Source organism: Peptostreptococcus equinus, from assembly GCF_027125355.1.
In the GTDB taxonomy this organism is placed as follows: Bacteria; Bacillota; Clostridia; order Peptostreptococcales; family Peptostreptococcaceae; genus Peptostreptococcus; species Peptostreptococcus equinus.
The window spans coordinates 222,426-245,950 of record NZ_CP114052.1 but is presented as its reverse complement, the minus strand read 5'-3'; the positions used below and the strand labels follow the sequence as shown (position 1 = coordinate 245,950).

General features: G+C 29.5%; 21 protein-coding genes and 1 riboswitch. Of the genes, 7 read left to right on the top strand and 14 right to left on the bottom strand.

Annotated features, from left to right (window positions below; translation table 11 throughout):
- Positions 1-10: 10 nt before the first annotated feature.
- Positions 11-1,528, bottom strand: coding sequence for a murein biosynthesis integral membrane protein MurJ (gene murJ, locus O0R46_RS01335; protein ID WP_269311813.1), 1,518 nt, complete (start codon positions 1,526-1,528; stop codon positions 11-13).
- A 201-nt stretch (positions 1,529-1,729) separates the two neighbouring features.
- Here murJ and O0R46_RS01330 point away from each other — a divergent pair, with 201 nt between their 5' ends.
- Entirely contained in the window at positions 1,730-2,638 is a 909-nt protein-coding gene (locus O0R46_RS01330) for a manganese-dependent inorganic pyrophosphatase (protein ID WP_269311812.1), read from the top strand.
- Positions 2,639-2,656: 18 nt separating this feature from the next.
- The gene (locus O0R46_RS01325; RefSeq protein WP_269311811.1) at positions 2,657-3,178 is read left to right on the top strand and encodes a peptidylprolyl isomerase; all 522 of its coding nucleotides are present in this window, start codon (positions 2,657-2,659) and stop codon (positions 3,176-3,178) included.
- A gap of 46 nt (positions 3,179-3,224) precedes the next feature.
- Here O0R46_RS01325 and O0R46_RS01320 read toward each other — a convergent pair whose 3' ends face one another.
- The 5 genes from O0R46_RS01320 to hemC form a co-directional block, all read right to left on the bottom strand.
- Positions 3,225-4,574, bottom strand: a complete 1,350-nt coding sequence (locus O0R46_RS01320; protein ID WP_269311810.1) for a M18 family aminopeptidase — start codon at positions 4,572-4,574, stop codon at positions 3,225-3,227.
- Positions 4,575-4,583: 9 nt separating this feature from the next.
- Entirely contained in the window at positions 4,584-6,893 is a 2,310-nt protein-coding gene (locus O0R46_RS01315; protein ID WP_269311809.1) for an ATP-dependent helicase, read from the bottom strand.
- A gap of 1 nt (position 6,894) precedes the next feature.
- Entirely contained in the window at positions 6,895-7,347 is a 453-nt protein-coding gene (locus O0R46_RS01310) for a precorrin-2 dehydrogenase/sirohydrochlorin ferrochelatase family protein (protein WP_269311808.1), read from the bottom strand.
- An 85-nt stretch (positions 7,348-7,432) separates the two neighbouring features.
- On the bottom strand, positions 7,433-8,959 hold the full coding sequence (cobA, locus tag O0R46_RS01305; RefSeq protein ID WP_269311807.1) for a uroporphyrinogen-III C-methyltransferase: 1,527 nt from the start codon (positions 8,957-8,959) through the stop codon (positions 7,433-7,435).
- 15 nt (positions 8,960-8,974) lie between these two features.
- Complete coding sequence (hemC, locus tag O0R46_RS01300; protein ID WP_269311806.1) at positions 8,975-9,931, bottom strand: hydroxymethylbilane synthase; 957 nt, start codon at positions 9,929-9,931, stop codon at positions 8,975-8,977.
- Between the two features lie 319 nt (positions 9,932-10,250).
- Here hemC and O0R46_RS01295 point away from each other — a divergent pair, with 319 nt between their 5' ends.
- Positions 10,251-10,946, top strand: a complete 696-nt coding sequence (locus O0R46_RS01295) for a Crp/Fnr family transcriptional regulator (RefSeq protein WP_269311805.1) — start codon at positions 10,251-10,253, stop codon at positions 10,944-10,946.
- Positions 10,947-11,112: 166 nt separating this feature from the next.
- Entirely contained in the window at positions 11,113-12,297 is a 1,185-nt protein-coding gene (locus tag O0R46_RS01290) for an oxygen-binding di-iron domain-containing protein (RefSeq protein ID WP_269311804.1), read from the top strand.
- A 188-nt stretch (positions 12,298-12,485) separates the two neighbouring features.
- Here the strand turns inward: O0R46_RS01290 and thiW are convergent, their stop codons facing one another.
- Positions 12,486-13,025: an energy coupling factor transporter S component ThiW gene (thiW, locus tag O0R46_RS01285; RefSeq protein WP_269311803.1), complete on the bottom strand. Its 540-nt coding sequence runs from the start codon at positions 13,023-13,025 to the stop codon at positions 12,486-12,488.
- Positions 13,026-13,040: 15 nt separating this feature from the next.
- Positions 13,041-14,213 carry a putative hydroxymethylpyrimidine transporter CytX gene (gene cytX / locus O0R46_RS01280; RefSeq protein ID WP_269311802.1) on the bottom strand — a complete coding sequence of 391 codons (1,173 nt, stop codon included), beginning with the start codon at positions 14,211-14,213 and terminating at the stop codon, positions 13,041-13,043.
- Positions 14,214-14,250: 37 nt separating this feature from the next.
- Positions 14,251-14,347: riboswitch (TPP riboswitch) on the bottom strand.
- A 166-nt stretch (positions 14,348-14,513) separates the two neighbouring features.
- Here cytX and O0R46_RS01275 point away from each other — a divergent pair.
- The 3 genes from O0R46_RS01275 (at position 14,514) to O0R46_RS01265 (ending at position 18,130) form a co-directional block, all read left to right on the top strand.
- Entirely contained in the window at positions 14,514-15,149 is a 636-nt protein-coding gene (locus tag O0R46_RS01275) for a TIGR01906 family membrane protein (protein ID WP_269311801.1), read from the top strand.
- 178 nt (positions 15,150-15,327) lie between these two features.
- Positions 15,328-15,612, top strand: a complete 285-nt coding sequence (locus O0R46_RS01270) for an ArsR/SmtB family transcription factor (RefSeq protein WP_269311800.1) — start codon at positions 15,328-15,330, stop codon at positions 15,610-15,612.
- Positions 15,613-15,643: 31 nt separating this feature from the next.
- The gene (locus O0R46_RS01265) at positions 15,644-18,130 is read left to right on the top strand and encodes a CoA-disulfide reductase (RefSeq protein ID WP_269311799.1); all 2,487 of its coding nucleotides are present in this window, start codon (positions 15,644-15,646) and stop codon (positions 18,128-18,130) included.
- Positions 18,131-18,219: 89 nt separating this feature from the next.
- Here O0R46_RS01265 and O0R46_RS01260 read toward each other — a convergent pair whose 3' ends face one another.
- The 6 genes from O0R46_RS01260 to cobJ all read right to left on the bottom strand — a co-directional run bounded on the left by O0R46_RS01260 (position 18,220) and on the right by cobJ (position 23,477).
- The gene (locus O0R46_RS01260) at positions 18,220-18,993 is read right to left on the bottom strand and encodes a formate/nitrite transporter family protein (protein ID WP_269311798.1); all 774 of its coding nucleotides are present in this window, start codon (positions 18,991-18,993) and stop codon (positions 18,220-18,222) included.
- 231 nt (positions 18,994-19,224) lie between these two features.
- On the bottom strand, positions 19,225-19,944 hold the full coding sequence (cobI, locus tag O0R46_RS01255) for a precorrin-2 C(20)-methyltransferase (RefSeq protein ID WP_269311797.1): 720 nt from the start codon (positions 19,942-19,944) through the stop codon (positions 19,225-19,227).
- Positions 19,934-20,737, bottom strand: a complete 804-nt coding sequence (locus O0R46_RS01250; protein WP_269311796.1) for a sirohydrochlorin cobaltochelatase — start codon at positions 20,735-20,737, stop codon at positions 19,934-19,936. The genes cobI and O0R46_RS01250 overlap by 11 nt, the downstream gene beginning before the upstream one ends.
- Positions 20,738-20,937: 200 nt before the next feature.
- Entirely contained in the window at positions 20,938-21,792 is an 855-nt protein-coding gene (locus O0R46_RS01245) for a formate/nitrite transporter family protein (RefSeq protein ID WP_269311795.1), read from the bottom strand.
- Positions 21,793-21,990: 198 nt separating this feature from the next.
- The gene (gene cobK, locus O0R46_RS01240; RefSeq protein WP_269311794.1) at positions 21,991-22,755 is read right to left on the bottom strand and encodes a precorrin-6A reductase; all 765 of its coding nucleotides are present in this window, start codon (positions 22,753-22,755) and stop codon (positions 21,991-21,993) included.
- Positions 22,752-23,477, bottom strand: a complete 726-nt coding sequence (gene cobJ, locus O0R46_RS01235) for a precorrin-3B C(17)-methyltransferase (protein ID WP_269311793.1) — start codon at positions 23,475-23,477, stop codon at positions 22,752-22,754. The genes cobK and cobJ overlap by 4 nt, the downstream gene beginning before the upstream one ends.
- Positions 23,478-23,525: the final 48 nt, after the last annotated feature.

Here is a 23,525-nt window from a genome sequence, read left to right as displayed (position 1 = left end):
ATTTTTATACTTAAATTTTATTTTTTATCCTATATATAAAATTTTTAAAAATATTCTTTGAATCTGATATATTAGCAACTATTATTAGAGCAAAATACACTACACTTGCGATTAGTGCTGTTAAAAATAATGCTTTATCAGTTTCTAATATGTATTTTATTTCATTGAATCCCAATTTAGCTATACCTATGACAGATAATGAAATAAATAAAATTTTTATAATATTTTTCAAAAATGCTTTAGTGTTTAACTTTCCTATTTTCTTTCTTAATAATATTGTAAGTGTTAATGTACCAATCAGTGAAGCAAGAGATGTTCCAAGTGCAATTCCTTTTAGTCCAATGAATCTAGCCAAGAAAATACTAAATGTCGCATTCATAAATACCATTAACATACCATTTTTAACTGGTGTTCTTGAATCTCCTAAGCAGTAAAAAGTCCTAGCTACTATTTCTCTTAAAGATGCACCAATCATTGTAAATGAGAAAAATGCTAAGCATTCACTAACTTTAATAGTATCATCATGTGAAAATGCTCCTCTTTGATATATAACTTCTACTATGGATTTGCCAAAAATTATAAAGGCTACAACTATAGGTATACAAAAAAGTAAATTTATCTGTGCATATTTGAATACACTCTTTTTTAAATTTGCCATATCTTTATTGATAGCAAATTTGCTTAGAACAGGATAAGAAACCGTAATTATTGATGTAATAACTATATATACTAAAGCATTTATCCTATCAGCGTAGTTAAGAGTTGCGACACCCCCTACTGCTATTTGTGATGCCAATGTCTTATCAACAAATACGTTTATTTGGTCAACTGCTATACCTATCATCAAAGGAACTGCAAGCATTAATATATATCTAATATTCTTATCTTGTAAGTCTATTTTAAAACTGTGCTTGTAACCTACCTTTATTAATGCTGGTATCAATATTAAATTTTCTACTACTGTGGCAATCAAAATACCCACCGCCAACATATATACATTAGTATAAACACTTACAAACGTAAATATAATCAGAATTATATTTTCTATTACTGATCTAGTGGCAGGTATTATATAGGATTTATGTATATTCAAATAACCCGTATATATTGATGCTACAACATTTATTGTTGCACTCACAAGCACAATCCTAACAAAGTCCACTGCCAAATCGAATGTTTGACCTTTAAAACCAGAAGCCAATGCAAAAACTACTTGCTCTGCAAATATAATACCTAATATAGATATTATTATACTTATTATTGCTATTACATTTGCTATATTCGAAGTAAATCCATCTGCTATAGTTCTTCCACTATTTTTTCTAATAGAGCTATAGCTAGGTATAAAACTTGTATTTAAACTATTTGATATAAATGCTAAGATAACAGTTGGTACTGACAGAGCAATTACTACTACATCTGTAACAGGTGATGTTCCATAGAAATTTGACATTAAAATCTCTCTAATAAATCCAAATATCCTAGCAACTACTGTAATTAACATTATTATTACTGCTGTATATTTCATATTTCCTCCATTAACTATATAACTTATTATATTATACAATAAATGTAGCAACTATATTATATTTATTAATTAACAATAATAATTACTATATTAAGCTTGCAATTCTTTTATTTATGAAGAAAGTTTGTTATAATAAAGGTTAGAATATAAAAAAAAATTATAAATTAAATAAAAAATATTGTAATTTGAAAGGGGTTAAACATGAGTTTATTAGTTTTTGGTCATAAGAGTCCTGATACAGATTCAATCTGTTCATCTTTGGTAATGACTAATTTAAAAAAATCACTAGGAATAGATGCACAAGCTTGTTGCTTAGGTGAATTAAGAAAAGAAGCACAATTTGTTTTAAATTATTTTGGAGTTGAAGCTCCAAAAATGATTTCTTCAGTATCTGAAGAGGACGAATGTTGCATAGTTGACCATAATGAATTTGGTCAAAGTGTAGATGGTTTAGAAAATGCTACAATAGTTGAAATAGTAGATCATCACAAATTAGGCGGAATGATAACATCTGCTCCACTTAACATGACATTAAGAACAGTTGGGTGTACAAACACAATATTATTCTCAATGTATAAGGAAAATAAGATAGAAATTACAAAACCAATGGCTGGGCTAATGCTATCTGCTATTCTTTCAGATACATTAATATTCAGATCTCCTACAACTACACAGGCTGATATTGACGCTGGTAAAGAATTAGCAAAAATAGCAGGAGTTGACTATGAAAAATACGGCATGGAAATGTTTAGGGCTGGAACTTCACTAGATGGATATTCTGTAGAAGAAATAGTAAAGATGGACTTCAAGCCATTCCAAATGGGAAATAAAAAGGTTGGAATAGGTCAAGTTATGACTTTAGATATAGATTCTGTACTAGAAAAGCAGGATGAATTCTTATCTTATATCAATGGAACTGATTACGATATGTTATTTTTAGCTATAACAGATATAATCAAAGAAGGTTCTTATTTACTATATAAGGCTCCAGACCAAGTAGTAGCAGATGCATTCAAGGTTGAAGGAAAGCAAGGAGTGTTTGTAGAAGAACTTGTTTCTAGAAAGAAACAGATAGTACCAAATCTTACTCCAGTAGTAGAAAATTTTTAATTGATAAAGAGGTGTAATATGGAAAATAATCCAATACTAACAATAGAAATGGAAAATGGAGGGATAATAAAAGCTGAACTTTATCCTCATATAGCTCCAAATTCAGTAAATAATTTTATATCACTTGTAAATAAAGGTTACTATGACGGCCTAATCTTCCACAGAGTAATTAAAGGATTTATGATTCAGGGTGGTTGCCCAAATGGTAATGGTATGGGTGGACCAGGATATTCAATAGCTGGTGAATTCACTATGAACGGATTTACAAATAATCTAAAGCATGATAGAGGTGTTCTATCAATGGCAAGAGCTATGAATCCTAATTCAGCTGGTTCTCAGTTCTTCATTATGCATCAAAACTCTCCACACCTTGATGGACAGTATGCAAGTTTTGGTAGAGTTATCGAAGGAATGGACATAGTAGACGAAATAGCTGATACTAAAACTAGCTTTGGAGACAAACCAAAAAAAGATCAGAAAATAGCGAAAATGACTGTAGACACTTTTGGAGTAGATTATCCAGAACCAGAAAGAGTATAGTGAATAAAAAATTGAGGCTGATAAATTCAGCCTCTTTTATTATTTACTATATACTAAAAAATTCTTTCATCGCCTGTCTATAATTATTATAATCTTCTACCATAGCTAGTTCTCTAATAGAGTGCATAGCTAATATCGGCATACCAAAATCAACTATTGGCATGGATAATTTTGAAGATACTATTGAGCCTATTGTGGATCCGCTTCTTTTATCAGACCTATTAGTGAACAACTGATACTCTATTCCTGCACGTTTACAAATATCAGTAAATACAGATACTGATTGTGCATCACTAGCATATGCTTTACCAGCATGTATCTTTATTGCCAAGCCCTTTCCAAATTCCGGTTTGTTAGTTGGATCTGCTTGGTCTTTATAATTTGGATGTACAGCATGAGCGAGATCAGCTGAAAGCATAAATGAATTTTCAATAGCCATTAACATTTCTTCTCTACTTTTACCTAGTCCAATACATATTCTTTCTATTATATTTTCCAAGGTTCTGGAATCTGCTCCTTCTTTTGAAAGACTTCCTACCTCTTCATTATTAAATACTACAGCCATATTTATAGCTGAACTAGAATCTCTAGTAGTGTCTATCAACGCTTCTATACTTGCGTAAGCAGAAGATAAATTATCTAATCTTCCAGAAGATATAAATTCACCCTTTGCTCCGACCAATGATGCTTTTTCATATTCATATAGATATAAGTCAAAATCCAATATATCTTCTTTTTCAATTTTTATATTATAATCTCTTTCAATTAATTCTACACATAAAGTATTAATATAGGATTCTTCAACATCTTTCATTGTTGAAAGCACAAGTGGCATAAGTTCATTTTGTTTATTATAAGCATGCCCATCATTTACTTGTCTATTCATGTGTATAGCTAAATTTGGAATTATACATTCTGCTCTTTTACTATCTACTACAAATTCTTTAGGCTTAAATATATGCTCTTTATTTCTTATAAATACTCTACCAGCTATTCCTAGTGGTCTATCTAGCCATGTACTATCTATCATTCCACCATAAGGTTCTACGTTTAATTTAATATAATCTCCTACTTTTACTTCAGGATTTGGTTTAATCCTAAAGCAAGGCGAATCACTATGACTACCTATTATTTTTAAGCCCTTAGTCTCAATTTCATCACACTTTATTGAAAACGCAATCAATCCAGATGAACCTAAAGATATATAATAATTTCCACCGACTTGCATAGAAATTTTATTTTTTAAGTCTATTTCCTTATAACCGTACTCTCTTAGAAAATCTATTAAATTATCTATAGCATTATACATACTTGGACTTAGATTTATAAAATCTACCAATCTTAATGCACAGTCCTTATCCAAGCATCTGTTATCGACATTTTCTATTTCTTTCATAAGACCTCCTTAATACTTTAAAACTTTTATTGTGGTATATTCTAGGTTTATCTTTTTTACGCCTTTTTTATTAAATGCTACTGTTACTTCTGCTCCCGCTTTTGAAATTATTGAACCCTCTCCAAAAGTAGGATGTTCGATTTTAGATCCTATCTTCACTTTTGGAATTTCTTCAGAATTATAGGAATCATATCCTGCACCTTCACCCTTTACTGGTTTTTCAATTATTTTTGCGCCAACTTTTTTAGCTCTATCAATATTCATATTTGTCTTATATTTGTCTGAATATTTTTTAAGTAGGCTATAATCTGCATTTCCATATGGTGTCGCTTTTACTGGTGTATCTAAAATCTCTATAGTCTCATCTGGAAGTTCACCTAAAAATCTAGATTTTAGGTTAATAGAAGTTTTACCATATAGGGTTCTACTCGCTGTATATGTTAGGTATAGCTCTCTCATAGCTCTAGTGATACCAACATAGCATAGCCTTCTTTCTTCTTCTATATCAGCTGTTTCCATACTTGATATTGCTCTAGCTATTGGGAATATTTTTTCTTCCATACCTACAATGAACACGACTGGAAATTCTAGACCTTTTGAAGAATGCATTGTCATTAATGATACTTTTTCAATGCCTATTTCCTCTTCCTCATCTATTACATCACTTGCCAAGGAAATATTTGCTATAAAATTACCCAAAGTCTTTTCTTCATCTTCAAATTTATCAGAATTCTCATATTCAAGTGCTATAGAAATAAATTCCTTTAAGTTGTCTATTCTATCCTGTGCTTCTTGGGACTTTCCGTTTTCTAAGGATTGATTTTTGTTTACAATTGCTTCTAATTCAGCTAAATAACCAGTTAAATCTAGCACTTTTTCTACCATTTTACTCGGAGACTCATTTTGCTCCAAGGCTCTAAATAAACCTATTAAATCTACAAATTCATTTATACCCTTTTTTGACTTTGTAGATATATCAGAATTATTATCTACATCTAAAAGCACCGAATATAGACTTTCTTTCATAAGATTTGCTCTGTCTTCAAGTTTTTCTATAGTTCTAAGTCCTATAGATCTTTTTGGTATATTAATTATTCTTTTTATAGCTATATCATCCTGAGGATTCACTATAACTCTGAGATAAGCCATCAAATCCTTGATTTCTTTTCTTTCATAGAACTTGGTGCCACCGTAAATATTATATGGTATTTGGAATCTATTTAAAGCATCTTCTACTGCTCTTGCCTGTGCATTAGCCCTATAAAGTACAGCATAGTCTGAATATGGTCTACCTGATTTTGTTGCATTTTCATAAATCTCATTAACAACATAATTTGCTTCTTCTACTTCCGATCTTAAAAGCTTGACTTTTACTAGATTTCCTTCTTTTCTATCACTCCAAAGACTCTTTTTCTTTCTTTCTACATTATTTGCAATCAAATGGTTTGCTGTATCTAGTATTGTCTGAGTAGATCTATAATTTTGTTCTAGTTTAACTACGAAAACATCATCATAATCTTTTTCAAATTCTAGAATATTTCTAATATCAGCACCTCTCCATCCATATATACTTTGGTCATCATCTCCAACAACACATATATTTTGATGTCCTAGTGCCAACATCTTTATTAATTCATACTGAGCTTTTGAGGTATCCTGATATTCATCTACCATAATATATTTGAATCTTCCTCTATAAAAATTAAGTACATCTTCATTTTCTTTTAGAAGTTCTACTGTCTTGTAAATTAAATCATCAAAGTCAAGAGCACTATTTCTCTGAAGTCTATCTTGATATATAGCATAAACTTCTGCTATTTGAGAAAGCCACAAATCACCTGATGCCATTCTTGCAAATTCTGCTGGACTCTGAAGTTTATCTTTTGCTGATGATATATATGATATTATTGATTTTGGTTCAAATTTTTTGTCGCTTAAATCAAGTTCTTTCATACACTCTTTTATCAGCGTCAATTGGTCCGCAGAATCATATATAACAAAGCTTCTATTATATCCTATCTTATTAATATCTTTTCTTAATATTTTTACGCAACAAGAATGGAAAGTTGATATCCACATATCCTGAGAATTTTCTCCAACAATATTTTGTACTCTTTCTCTCATTTCATTTGCTGCTTTATTGGTAAATGTAATAGCTAAAATATTAGTTGGATTTACATTTTTGTCTTCAACTAAGTATGCTATTCTTGTTGTTAGTACTTTTGTCTTTCCTGATCCCGCACCTGCTAGTATTAAAACTGGACCTTCAGTTTTTTCTACTGCCTGTTTTTGGGCTGGATTTAAATCATCTATATTCATTTTAATCCTCCAAATAAGCTTTTAATTCATCTCTCAAATCTCTAGCCATCTTACAATTATTTCCAAATGTAGATACAGATACCATTACATCTGTATCCTCTATTTTTTCCGTGAAAAAACCTGTATTTATAAAATTAGATTTTTTTCTATCATCTACTGAGTTTACTAGTATCCTATTTATTTTACAATAATTTGCTATGTCTGTATTTAGTTTTGAATTGTCAAGTGCCGCATATACTATATCAGCCTCTTCTAAGTCAGACATCTGAAATTCTTTCTTTACTAATTCAACTTCAAACTCATTCTTATTAAAATCTGAACAAAACTCTTTAGAAATCACTTTTACTTTTTTGCCTAACTGAGATATGAATTTTGCTTTTTTATATCCTATTTTTCCCCCGCCTACTATGATTATATTCATATTTTCAATGTCAATCATTATTGGAAAAAACATAAGCTCATCCCCTCTCTATATTAATTTTCAATTTTTTCTTGTTCTAAATTAAATTCATATTTTATATATATAATTATATTTATTTTTACCTATCTTTCTTAGCATCTTCTATTATTTTTTCAACCATGGATTCTATGCTGGCTTTTTGAGCTTGTAGTTCTATTTCAAAACCTGCTTTTTTTATTGTATTACTTGTAATATCTCCTATTGATACTTTCTTTATATTATTTAGATAAGATTCATTTTCTTTACCTAGCATTTCGTATAAGTTCGTAAAAGTCGATGAGCTGGTAAAGCTGATATAGTCTACATTTTCATTTTCTAATACATCTATCAAATAATCCCTACTGTTTGTATTTACAGAATTTGTATATACCTCTATCCTATCTATTTGAACGCTACAATCAAACACTGATGTAAAGTTGTCAGTTGATATTTCTGAGCATGGATATAATATTTTACAATCTCTTATTTTATTCTCTTCAATCTCTTTATGTATATCAAAAGCCAAATCTTTTCCTGTAAAATTTTTAGGCATCACGTCTGAAAAAATCCCATATTTATTAAGTTCTTTTTCTGTTGCTGGACCTATGCTTCCTATTTTTATTCCTCTCAACTCTCTGAAATCAAATTTTTTATCAAGCAAGATTTCAAAAAAATACTTAACAGAGTTATGACTTGTAAATGCTATATAATCATAGATTTTATTTTTTAAATATTTTATCAAAATCTCCTCTGATTCTTTTTTCTTAGCTACCTTTATTGTTGGAACTTCAAATACTCTAGCTCCATATTCTTCCAAGATTTGCCTATACTCAGAGTTTTTTGACCTAGTTCTTGTCACTAACACTGTTTTTCCATATAATTCTCTACTTTCAAAGAAGTTTAATTTATCATGTAAATCAACCACCTCTCCTATAACAATTAAAGAGGGTGCTTTAATGTTATTTAAATTTACACAATTTTTAGCTTCTTTTAATTTGCAAGTATAGGTCTTCTGATTATACCTAGTCGCCATTGAAATAAAGGCCACTTTTTCATCAGGACTTTTTCCATTAGCTATTAGGTTATCTTGTATTTTTTCTATATTTCCAATACCCATTAAAAATACTAGCGTTCCTTCAATTTTTGCAAGAGATTTCCAATCTGTATCAGTCTCTTGATTATTTCTAGCATTGCCTGTTATCACATGAAATGATTGAGAAAGTCCTCTATGAGTAATAGGTATACCTGCATAAGTAAGTCCACCAATTGAGGATGATATGCCTGGGACTACTTCAAAACTGACACCTTTATCTACTAAATATAGAGCCTCTTCTCCACCTCTTCCAAATACATAAGGATCTCCTCCCTTTAAACGCACAACCATACTTTCTTTTGATTTTTGATATATTAAATCATTAATATCCTCTTGTTTCATGGTATGTTTATAGGCATCTTTTCCTACATAAATCATTTCACAGTTTTCTTTTACATCTTTTAAAATATCTTTATCTACTAATTTATCATAAATTATAACATCGGCCCTTTTTATTAAATTCAAAGCCTTGACTGTTAATAGAGACTTATCTCCAGGCCCTGCCCCAACTAAAAACACATTACATTTTTTCATATAATCACCTATTAATTAAAATTTATTTGACAATTTGGATGCCAAATCTCTACCCATTTTTTCTGCCAAATCTAAATTATTATATATTTTTTCATAATTATTTTCTAAGTAATCATTATCAAGTTCTATTGATATGCTATCTATTTCTAATTTAGTTATATCTTCATCACCAAATATTGCTTTTAGTTCAATAGATTTTTCTCTCCATATAGTTACAGCTCCAACTGGTACATGACATGATCCATTTATAGAATATAAAAAACTTCTCTCTGCTGATATTTCAAAATTACTCTTTTTATGACTTATTTGTTCAAATATTTCTTCTAATTTAGAATCTTCTTTTCTAATTTCAATAGCTAATGCACCTTGTGCTGGTGCTGGTATAAATTCTTCCTTATCAAAGTAATAAATATTTTCTCCACTTATATTTAGTCTTTGCATAGCAGCTGCAGCTAAAACTATAGCATCTAAATTTTCTTTTTCTATTTTTTCAATTCTAGTATCTATATTTCCCCTAATGGGTACAATATCTAAATCAGAGTTTATTTCCATAAGCTGTGCAGATCTTCTCTTACTTGAAGTTCCTATTTTGATATTTTTAGAATTTCTTATCCATCCAATTATATCTTCTTGTTTATCATATTTACTATTCAAAATTATAACATCTCTTGAGTCTGCTCTTTTCGGAGATTTTGTTAGTTTTAATCCCTCCATTAATTGTGATGGCATATCTTTTAGACTATGTACAGCAAAATCTATATCTTTTGAAAGTAGCTGTCTTTCTATTTCTGATACAAATAAACCTTTATCTCCAATTTTGTCTAAAGCCTTGTCTAATATTTTATCTCCCTTAGTCTTTATCACTTTTATATCAACATCAATATCCGGATAAATACTTTTTATTTTTTTAATGACAGATTTTGTCTGAACTAGGGCTAATCTGCTTCCTCTACTTCCTGCAATTAACTTCATCTAACACTCCTATTTAAATTTCAATTATACCTTTTAGTATAACATATACATAATTTTTAGTATATAAACTCATGTTCTAAAAAGCTTGTCTTAAATGTAATTTCCAAGTTTTACGATTATTTTTAATATTTTATTATCATCTAAAAAATTGCCTAAAACTAACTTTAAATATATACTATAATATAAAATATAATAAATTCAAAAACTAATCTAATACTACATTGTTAATGTCAGTTAAATTATAAAAAAGTATCAACTACGATACTATAATTTTGAAAGTAAATCATAAGAATAGTAAATTGAAAAAGGAGAAAATAATATGTCATGCTCATGTAATTCATGTTCTAATAAAATTGCTTTCTGTACAAGTTCTATAAATTTATTCAAAGATTTACCAATGGAAGTTCAAGCTCATATTGTTTCTAATGTTACACATTTTGAGGCCAACGCAAACCAAATCATTATAAGAGAAGGCCAAAAAGCTGAACATATGCTAATAATAAGGGAGGGTAAGGTAAAACTAAATAAGTTTGATTCAGAAGGAAAGGAATATATTCTAGATATATTAATAAGTGGAGATACTATAGGCGAAGATTCTTTTATGCAAAAAGAATTATTTGACTATAATGTTGAAACACTAAGTCATAGTAAATTTTGCCAAATATCAAAAAAACAAATATTAGATTTAGTATACGAAAATAGTCAGTTTGCCGTTTCTTTCGTCGAACTATTATGTAAGAAATTAACTACTAGTAATGACAAAATAAATCTTTTGATGTCCAGTAGTGCATATAAAAGAATTGTAACTTTTATACTTGAAAGAGATCAAAGATTAAATGGAAAGCCCATTAGTCTCACAGTAGATGATATAGCTGCCAGCACAAATTTAAGAAGAGAAACTGTTAGCAGGAAGCTTAGAGATTTGCAAAAAGACAATGTGATAAAAAGAACTGGACAAAAGAAATTAGAGATAATAAACCGTAAAAAATTATTTGATATTTTCTATGAAAATTGATTTAGATCACATCTTTATTTTTATTATTTTGCTAGAATCTAATTAGGATAAAGAAAGAAGTAAATAAGTATCGTTGAAATTAATAATAGCAATTAAATAATAAAACTTTAGTTGGTAAAGTGGCAAAAACAAAGATAAAATTTATTTAAGAAAGGATGAATTTATTATGAAAAAATTAGTAAAAAACAATGTAAACTGGGTAGGTTTTATTGATTGGGATTTGGAAACTTTCCACGGAGATGACTATAGCGTTATGAATGGTTCAAGCCAAAACGCCTATCTAATTAAAGAAGGAAAAAATGTTTTAATTGACACTGTATGGAAGCCACATGATGATACATTTGTAAAAAATTTAAAGCAAGAGATAAATTTGAAAGATATAGACTATATCATTATAAACCATGGTGAAGTTGACCATTCAGGTGCTCTTCCAGCACTTATGGAAGAAATTCCTGATACTCCTATCTATTGTACCGCAAATGCAGTAAAAAGCTTAACAGGACAATACCATAAAAAATGGAATTTCAATGTAGTTAAGACTGGGGATAAACTAGATATAGGTAATGGAAAAGAATTGATTTTTGTTGAAATGAAGATGCTTCACTGGCCAGATTCAATGGCTACATATATGACTGGAGATAACATTTTATTCTCAAATGATGCTTTTGGTCAACACTTTGCAGCAGAAGAATTATTCAATGACAAAGCAGATCAATGCCTATTATTCAAAGAAGCTATGAAATATTATGCCAATATTTTAAATCCATTTTCTAAACTAGTTTCAAAGAAAATCGATGAAATTGTTGCTCTAAATCTTCCTATTGATATTATTGCTCCTAGCCATGGCGTAATCTGGAGAGAAAATCCTCTTCAGATAGTAGAATTATATGCCAAGTGGGCTGCTTCTTATCAAGAAGATCAGGTAACAGTTATCTACGATACAATGTGGGAGGGTACAGCTCAAATAGCCAGAAGGATTGCATCCGAAATAGCTGTGCAATCGCCAAACACTAGAGTAAAAACTTTCAATATTTCAAAGTATGATAAAAATGAAATAATGACAGAGGTGTTCAAATCAAAATCCATAGCACTTGGCTCTCCTACAGTTGGAAATGATATTCTCAGCAGCGTATCAGGTTGGATACATTTCTTAAAAGAATTGAAGTTCCAAAACAAAAAAGCAGCAGCATTTGGTTGCTACGGATGGTCCGGAGAAAGTGTGAAAGTTCTTCAGAAAAGCTTAAAAGATGCTGGATTTGAGGTAGTGGATGAAAATATTAGAGTAAATTGGAATCCAAGAGAAGAAGATTTAGAAAAGGCAAAAGAAATCGCATCAGCACTACTAAAATAACCTTATAAAACTCTATTAAATATATATAATTAAAAATTAATAAAAAATTTTAAAAAACAGCACTCATATTTTTCACTAAGTACAAATAATTTAAATTTGTAAAAGTTTGTAAACTTATAAGTGCTGTTTTATTTAAAAAATATTTATATAAATATTTTTTATGTGTTATATTATGTCTGTGCTATAGTCTAGATAATATCTGTCTTTTTTAGAGAGATTGCTATTACTCCACCTATTATCGATCCTACAACAGTAGATACTAAAAATGGAACGATGTATACATAAAATGCCAATTGTGATGCTACTTTTCCCATAAACAATAGGGCTATTGGATATGCACAAAGACCTCCTATTATGCCTGTACCAAATGCTTCCCCCACGCAAGTTGTTAATATATTTTTAGTTTTTTTGTATACAATTCCTGCCAACAAAGCTCCAATCATACTACCTGGAAAAGCTAGTATGGAACCTAATCCCATAATATTTCTCAAAAAACTGGATATAAAAGCCATAGCTACAGCATAAGCTGGACCCAAAATCACTGCAGCCAATACATTTACAATATGCTGAACTGGTGCACATTTACTCCCCATTATAGGAAAGGATATGAAGCTTCCGATAACTGATATACCTATTAATAAGCCTCCAATAATCATCTTTTTATGATTGGTATAATTATTGACTTTATTATTGTTTTTTTCATTCTCAATTTCAATTAATTTATTCATAAAATACTCCTTATATTAATTTTTTGAAGGAACAAATTTACCTACTAAATAAGCAAGTATCATCGTGATTAAAATATCTGGCAATGAACTTCCTATATTTAGATTTTTATCAAGCATATATCTGTATATTACAAATCCAACTATCCATATAACTATATTTCTTATATTGAAACTATTTTTGATTTCTTGATTTTTTAATATATAAAATTCAACTATCAAAATAGCTATCATGGGTGCAAATACAGAACCTATAAAATATAGAAAATTAGTTATATCATCCATTGGGAACAATACAGCACAGATAATTCCTATTATTCCTGTTAAAATTCCTATCATCTTTGCTGATATTTTTGAAGATATTGACGCAAATGAAAATCCAGCAGAAATTGCATCTAAAAATGCTGTAGTAACAGTAGAGAATACTATTAATGCTAGTCCCAATATTCCAAAACCAGCCTTCAACATTATTATTGCTATATCTGTTTCTTTAGTGAATATTGCAAGACCTAATCCTATGGCATACATCCAAATACTGACTATATTATAGGCTATAACACTTGTTGTAGTTGCCTTTAAGGGCTTTTCTGCTCTTCTTGTATAATCGCTTATTACTGGAAGCCATGATAGAGGCATAGCTACCGCCAGTTCAAGAGCTGCACCAAAAGACATAGCATCTTTACTTGGCCCTGCATTCAGATTATGTCCCTTGAATACGAGTACAGAAAGAACTAATGTAAGAGCAAATAGGCCAATCATAGCTACTAAATTGATTTTACCGAGATTTTCAATTCCAATCACTATCCATAAAATTATCAATCCTCCTATTATTATAGCCCATAGCCATGTACCTACAGAAAATATTCCATTTGCGGCAAGGGCTCCATCATAAATCATTATTGCGGTCCAACCTACTAGCTGTACTACATTTAAAAGAGCAAAAATTAATCCACCTTTATTACCAAAACCAATTTTTACAGTTTCCATAGATGTTAGTTTTGTCTTTGCTCCCATATAACCAGCCAAAAACATTAAAAAACCACCTATTATATGACCAATTACTATAGCTAGCATAGCTCTTGAAAATCCAAGAGATGCGAAATATGTTCCAGTTATTATTTCTGCAATAGAAACACCCGCTCCAAACCATATGAGTCCATTATTAAATACTGACACTCTATTTTCCTTCATATAGTACCTCCTAAAATAAAAAATCTGCATACCAATAGGCATACAGTAAAAAAGTTTCCTACGTTGGCATTATCCAAATCAGGTTCTAGGGTCTAAGTCAAACTTACTCTCAGCAAAAGCTCCCCTTTTAAATTATTAACTTAAATAAAGTATAGCATATAATATTATAAAACACTATAATTTGTTCATGTTATGTTAAATATAAAAATTTCATTGTCAATAAAAAATTCATACTGTAATATTATATTATAGGTTAATACTAAATAAATTTACAAATATAATTTTATAAAGGAGAAAAAAATGAAGAAAATATATTTAAATAAAATAATGAAAACTTCTAGGCATACAATTTTTATATGGTTTATTCTAGCAAGTGTAATTTTTATATTCTCATTTAAATCCTTGTATTATTTTGATATTGATAATCTAAAGATACCTGAAAATACGGGTTATAGTCGTCAAACCATAAAGGAAAATTATAATTATCTTATATACTACAACCTATCATTTAAAAACAAGCCCTTTAAATTACCAAATCTACCATCTTCTAAGGAAGCTATTATACACTTTATTGATGTTAGAAATATAGTTCAAATACTTATAAAATTATTATTTATCTTTTCTATGACATCTATATTAGGTTTTATATATATAATAAAAAACAAAGATTGGAAATACTTTTTAAACATATCTATACAAATATTAATTTTACCCTTGCTTTTATCTATTCCTTTTATAATAAATTTTGAGGATAGTTTTGTAATATTTCACAAAATTTTTTTCAGGAATGATTATTGGCAATTTGATTCTAATAAAGATCCAATCATAGATTTGTTGCCTGAAACTTTTTTCTTTCATACAGCACTTTCACTCTTAGTTATATTGTTAATTTTAAGTTCAATATTTTTCTTTATTTACAAAAAGAAAAATAAATAGATTTTTTCTTGACTTATATATCCAAATATCGTAATATATAAATATAAAGTTATTTGTATATTGTTATTATATTGTATATATTCAATATAAGTATTTATTACTATATAACTAAAAATCGTTTTCTATATCATTGTGATATAAAAAATAAATTATTAAAATTTGAATAAAGGATGATAAAATGGAAATTAAAACAACTAAGGAAGAATTAATTAAATATGCAGATATTTTGAAAGCTCTTGCACATCCTGTTAGATTGTGTATTGTAAAAGGATTAATAGAGAATGGTCCTCACAATGTATCAGATATGCATTCATGCTTAGATATGGCACAATCTACTGTATCACAGCATTTGGGTAAATTAAAATCTGCTGGTATATTATCTAGTAAGAGAGAAGGTACCGAAATAATTTACTCAGTAAATAATAAATTTGTTGAAGGAATAATAAAAAATTTAGACGTATAAATATTTTACTAAAAAGAAAGGTGGTCAGTAAATGAAGAAAATATTAATAGTGGGCGGTGTAGCTGGTGGTGCTACTGCTGCAGCAAGATTAAGAAGATTAGATGAAACATCAGAAATTATAATGTTTGAAAGAGGTGAATATATTTCTTTCGCAAATTGCGGTCTGCCATATTATATAGGAGAAGTTATACAAAATAGAGATGCTCTATTAGTGCAAACTGTTCCTGGTATGAGTCAAAGATTTAATATTGACATAAGAAATTTTAGCGAAGTTATATCTATAGATCCAGAAAATAAGACTGTAACTGTAAAAAAAGTACAAACAGGCGAAGAATACACAGAATCATATGACGAATTAATCTTATCACCTGGAGCAAATCCAATCAAGCCCCCAATTCCAGGATTAGACCAAGCAGAGAATGTATTTACTTTGAGAAATATACCAGATACCGATGCGATAAAAGCCTATGTAGACGAAAGAAAACCAAATGAAGCTGTAGTAATCGGTGGTGGATTTATCGGTGTTGAAATGGCAGAAAATCTAGTCGAAAGAGGCGTAAAAGTTCACCTTATAGAAATGCTCGATCAGGTTATGGCACCATTTGATTTTGAAATGGCACAAATACTTCATGGACATATGGAAGATAATGGTGTTGATTTAATATTAGGTGATGGTGTGGATTCATTCAAAAACAACGGAAAAACAATTGTACTAAAGAGTGGAAAGGAAGTAAATACAGATATTACTATTCTTTCAATAGGAATAAAACCAGAAAATGAATTAGCAAAATCTGCTGGTCTTGAACTTGGACCTAGAGGCCATATTATAGTTAATGAAAATTTAGAAACTTCTAAGAAGCATATACATGCTGTTGGTGATGCAATACAGACGAAGGATTTAATTTATCAAGAACCTGCTAGTATAGCTCTTGCCTCTCCTGCAAATAGACAAGCCAGGATAGTAGCTGATAGAATAAATGGAATAGACTCAAAATATAAAGGCGTTCTTGGAACATCAGTTGCAAAAGTATTTGATATGACTGCCTCTTCTACTGGTAATAACGAAAAGAAATTAAAGCAGATGGGAAAGGAAAATTATCAAACAGTTCATCTTCACCCATTGTCAAATGCAGGTTACTATCCTACAGCAATGCCAATGGACTTAAAGCTAATATTTGAAATTCCAAGTGGAAAAATTTTAGGTGCTCAGGCTGTTGGTTTTAATGGTGTAGAAAAGAGAATAGATGTTATTTCTACAGCAATATCAGGTAATTTAACTGTAAGAGACTTACAAGACGTAGAACTTGCTTATGCACCTCCATTCTCCTCAGCAAAAGATCCAGTAAATATGGCAGGATATGCTGCTACCAATATATTAGATGGTTTAGTCAAAAAAGTAGATGTAATGGATATAGACAAGTTAGTAGAAGAAGGTGCTTACCTTTTAGATACTAGAACTACCGAAGAATTTTCACTTGGATACATAAAAGGTGCTATAAATGTTCCTTTAGATGAACTAAGAGATAGACTTTCTGAACTTCCAAAAGATAAAACTATATATGTAAATTGTCAAGTAGGACTTAGAGGATACTTAGCTACTAGAATTCTTAGCGAAAATGGTTTTGATGCTGTAAATGTAGATGGTGGATATAATTTATATGCTAATTATAAAAGAGAATTGAAGAAAGATACTTCATCATTACAAGGAGTTGGTTTAGCTTGTACAGATAACTCCGATGCAATGCCAAAAAAAAAAGTAATTAAAGATTCTAATATTATAAAAATAGATGCCAGAGGTCTACAGTGCCCAGGTCCTATAGCTAAAATATTTACAGCTATGAACGAAGCCAAGCAGGGAGATGTAGTAGAAGTATTAGCATCGGATCCAGGTTTTGGAAAAGATATTGCAAATTGGTGCCTAAAGATGGACTACAAACTTATGGAACTGGAAAAAGATGGTAAAAATACAAGGGCTCTAATTGAGAAAACTACATATAAACAAAAAGGAAATGTCAATATTTCTTGTAGTGTATCTTCAAAACCTAAAGATAAAAATGGTGCCACTATGGTAGTATTTAGTGGTGACTTGGATAAGGCAATAGCTTCATTTATAATCGCTACAGGTGCTGCTACTATGGGTAAAGAAGTCACTATGTTCTTCACTTTCTGGGGCCTAAACATACTTAGAGATCCTAAAATTAATGTGGAAAAAGAAGGTATGGAAAAGATGTTTGGAAAGATGATGCCAAAGGGTGTCGACGAATTAAAAATATCTAAGATGAATATGGGTGGCATGGGAACTAAGATGATTAGAGATATAATGGAAAAGAAAAATGTCGATAGCCTTCAGCTTCTAATTTCAAGAGCACAGGAGCTTGGAGTTAAATTTGTCGCATGTTCTATGTCAATGGATATAATGGGTATCAGAGAAGAAGAGCTAATAGATGGAGTTGAAATAGCTGGTGTTGCATCATATTTATCGGATGCAGAAGATGGCAACTTAAATCTATTTATATAATAATTTAAATAAAAAAGTCGCAAGATATGAAATATTATTTAGCGACTTTTTTATTATTTTTTATATATTATTTTTATTTTAACTTTTTATTATTTTTCTATAGTGGATAATCTTTGGAAAGCTGCTCCTACAAATAATCCTCCTCCAACTATATTACCTAATGTAGCCATTATTAGTGCTATTAAAGCATTAATAAAAGTAACTCCTTTTATAGTACTTGAAATTAAGGCTATGCTATAGACAGTCATATTTGCTACACTATGCTCAAATCCAGAAGTAAAAAATGTAACTATAATCAAGCATATAACTAATATTTTTGCTGAATCATCTTTTACCCTATTAGTTATAAAAATTGCTAAACATACAAGAAAATTACACAATATAGCTCTTAAAAAAATTTGAAACGGGCTTATTGTGACTTTAGCATGAGCAACCACTGAAAAATAATCCATAGTGGTACCTCGATCTACTAATCCTGAACCAACATATAATACAGCTAACAATATAGCACCCATTAAATTTCCTAGCCAACTAGCTCCCCAAATTTTAATCATCTGTAAGCTTGATACCTTGTTTGACATCCTCCCAATAGCCATAGACATATTATTTCCTGTAAAAAGTTCAGTGCCAGTAAAAATAACCATAACTAAGGCCACTGAAAATGATAACCCCCCAAAAATCTTAGCGCTTGGATTGTTAACACTTGACATTAGTCCTCCTATTGTAAAAGAAATTATTACACCAATACCAATCAATACACCTGCCATCATCGACGATATCAGATATTTTGATTTATGATTTTCAAACATCAAACTTTTTTCTATAGATGATTTTGAAATTTTTTCTATGGTTTCCTTGTACATATAAAGTCTCCTTTTAAAAATATTACAGATAAATTCTACCTTTTCTAAAATTATTGCATCCTATCATTTTCCAAATTTATTATATCATAGTTCGATATATTATGAAATATCTTTATATATATTTTTATAAAGTTCGTTTTATTTGAGCTAAAACTCTTATTATTAATTATTTATAATATTCATATAAAAAAGGCCTATGCAATATAAGCCTCTTTTTTAAATATTAGTTAATTATATACTTTTATCAATCTTCTTATTAATAATTATGGTAGAAAAATATGGTATTGAATCAAGTTCATATACCGTATTAAGATTTTTATATTTAATCTCATTTTCCATTGAAGAATTCGATACCATAATAGCATGTTTTTCTAAACCTAATTCAAATAATAATTCTAAAATGACTTTAAAATTTTTATATACTTTCATTAAAACAATAGAATCAAATTCTTTTATTATATTCCTTATTCTATGAATATTTTCTGTACTAGGTACAATTGCTAAAGCTTCTTTATCCATAGACAACGGAAAATTATTTGATGACGATATATTTGTAAAAGAAGTTATGCCAGGTATTGTTTCAACTTCTATACTGTCTATTACTCTTTGGAGTATATATACATATGTTGAATAAATCATAGGATCTCCTAGACTTATGAGACCCACACTTTTTCCAGACTTCACATCTTCCATTATTTCAATGGAAATTAAATCCCAAGCGCTTATCTTTGACTCTATATCATTAGTCATTGGAAAGTGCCTCTCCTTTATTTCTAAATCTTGTCTTATATATTCACTAATAATTTTTTTTGAGGTACTCTCACCTTTCTCGCTTGCCAAAGGAGTGTATAATATATCTATTTTTTCTATAGTTTTAATTGCCTTTATAGTAAGTAGTTCTGGATCCCCAGGTCCTACTCCAATACCATATAATTTTGCTTTATTGTTCATCAATACCTCCTAAAGCCTCTAGTGTATGATTTAAAAATATATTTTGAATTTTTTCAAACTCTCCTATTCCTTCCATATGCACTTTTACTTTGAAACCTTCAGCTTTTAACCTATTTAACCATGAATTTTCATCTTGACCTGCCATATCATTTTTTGCATGATCGCCAGCAACCAATAAAAATGGTCTTAAATTTACTTTATTTATTCCATCCTTTTTCATAAAATAGATTACATCTTCAATACTAGGATGCCCTTCTACCGTTCCAATATAAGATTTTATTTCTCTTTTTCTTAGTCTGTATTCTAGCCCTGCATAGCTTGAATGGGCTGTATGCTCTGTTCCATGACCCATCCAAAGTGTCGCTGTATCCAATTTATTTTCTATATTATCATATTTTGTAACCTCTTCTATAAAGTCAACCACTTCATCATAGTCCTCTAATTTACTAAGTAAAGGCCTACCAATTTTTATAGAATCAAACTTATCTCTGAAAATCTTAATAATTTCCAGTAGTTTTTCATACTCTTGTCCATTTATTATATGTAATGATTGTATTAATATATCTTTATATCCTATTTTCACTAATTTTTGAAGTGTCTGACTAGGATATTCTATTATCTCACCATTTTTTGATAACTTTTTTATAATCATAGTAGAAGTCCATGCAGAATAAAAATCATAGTTTTTTATATTATTTTTTATTAATTTTTCACAAGCTTCTATTGTTTTTTTTCTAGTATCTGGATGAGAAGTTCCAAAGCTAATTACTAGAAGTGCTTTTCTATTTTTCATGAAGTTTTCTCCTTTTTATCTTTTCATTTATATTATTTTTATATTTTATTTGATAACATTTTTACTTACTTTTTCCATTATAACATAGTATTAATAATATATATTCTCATATAATACAAAATATTTATTCAACAAAAAAAGGTCCTTATAACTAAAGCCTATACTTTAGTTATAAGGACCATAAAAAATTAGAGGCAAATTTAAGCACCTTTTCTGCTTAGATCCATATATATAAACTTTAAATCTAAACATCTATTAATACCAATATTAATACTAGGCATAGTAAATTTCTTTGTAGATATTCTGTAGAAAACTGCTCCTACTAACAATCCACCACCAACTATATTACCTAGAGTTACCATAACAGTGGCAAAGGCAATTTTTGCAATTGAAACATTAGCAATACCACCAGCTATATAAGCTATAGTGTATATACCCATATTTGCAATGCAGTGTTCAAAACCGGATACAAAGAAAGCTATTATTATTAAGCATATAGCTATCATCTTTGCTACTTCATCTTTTAGTCTATAAGCCATGAAAATAGCCATACATACTAAGAAATTACAAAGCACTCCTCTAAAAAACATTTCAGATGGTGCTATAGCAAGTTTGTTCTGAGCAATATTAGTAAAATATGATAAAGTAAGGTTTCTGTTTGCTAAACCTGAACCCACATATATAAAGGCTATAATAATAGTCCCTAATAAATTTCCTAACCATGTAGCTAACCAAACATTAAATAAATCAGAAGTTTTGATCTTTTTGCTAAGTCTTCCTATAATCATAGTCATGTTATTACCTGTAAATAATTCTGTTCCTGTGAATACAATTAACATTAAAGCTATTGAAAAAGTAACAGCAGATATAAGTTTTTCACTTGGACTATTATGTTGAGCAAAAATAGCACCAATTGTTAATGCTATTATAATTCCTATACTAGCAAATACACCTCCCATTACTGAAGAAAGCATATATTTACTTGAATCGTCTTTTAACATAAATGATTTATTGAGAGCAGCATTACCGATTTTTTCTATTGTGATTTTATTCATATTTATTCTCCATTTCAATTTTATAAGTATTATGTATCTCGTATATTGTATACAATATATTATAGCATAAATTTTACAAAAAGGAAGACTTTTTTTATAAATTAATTCACTAACTATTAAAATTACATAAAAAAGGAATACAAAAACATGTACTCCTTATAAAAAAACTATTTTATACTTGCACTTAATATAAGATTTTTAACCAAATATTAAGCTTTCTTCTATTTCTGATATATCATGTACCATTTTTTGATAATTTATCATCTTTCTTCTAATAATTATTATTGGCACTCCAAGTTCTATACAAGCATCTAATTTATCAGTAAATCCACCCGCAAATCCACTTTCCTTTGTTATCACAACGTCTACTTTTGCATGTTTTAATAAAGCCATATTTATATCCTTATTAAAAGGTCCTTTTAATGCTATAATATTATCTGCATTTAGTCCCAAAGATTCACAGACTTTCATTACCTCGCTAGTCGGAAGTACTCTAGCACTTAAGTTTTTCCCCTTTAATTTTTTTACATAAGTAGCAAGATTTTTGCTTCCAGTTGCCAAAAATACATTCTGCCATTCCTTATTATTCAATACCATTTCACATGCTTCTTCAATAGTATCTACTATATATTCGCCTGGATACATAACTTCATCAAGAAGCGACTTTCTTTCAAATCTAATATATTTTATATCCGTTTCCAAACAGGCTTCCATTGCATTCATTGATACTTCTACTGCATATGGATGTGTGGCATCTATTATTTGCCTCACTTCATTTAATTTTATAAATTCTACCATTTCATTTTTATCCATACGTCCATTTATAATTTCATCTGCATGAGTTTGAGCTAATTCTCGTCCAAAATCTGTTGCTACAGAAAGTACAAAATCATTTATACCTATAGAATTTAATTTATCACATATTTTTAAACTATCTGATGTACCACCTAAAACTAATATCATATCTTATACCCCCTAGGAGTTATTATCTTCCCATTATCTATATATGTTTCTTTATTCCCTATTATTACCATTGTAGCCATATCACAAAGATCAAAATTCATACGCCCAAAGTCCATTACATATACTTCTTCATTGTCTCTGCCCGCATTTTTTACTATACCTACTGGTGTATTGGAATTTTTATATTTTTCCATTATTTTAAATGCATAAGAAAGATGTTCTGGTCTTCCTTTACTCTTTGGGTTATACAAACAAATTACAAAATCAGCCTGTGATGCAAGTTCTAATCTTTTTTCAATCTGTTTCCAAGGTGTCATTAAATCACTTAAACTTATTTGACAGAAATCATTCATTAAAGGTGCTCCTAGACTAGAAGCCGCTGATATACAAGATGTCACCCCTTGTACTACCTTTATTCTTTCCTTTTTATCTCTTTTGGAATTTAATTCATAAATTAAACCAGCCATACCGTATACTCCAGAATCTCCTCCACTTATCAAGGCTACACTTTTACCTTTGGATGATATTTCTAGGGCCATATTACATCTATCTATTTCCTGCCTCATTCCATTTTCAATTATTTCCTTATCTTTTATTAAATCTTTAATTAGATTTATATAGGTTTTATATCCTATTATTACCTGACTATTCCTTAAGCAGTCTATGGCTTCTTTGGTCATATGATCCAATTTTCCTGGACCTATACCTATTACATATATCATAATTATTCCTTTCGCTCATATTTATATAATAACTCTAGCACATCAAAA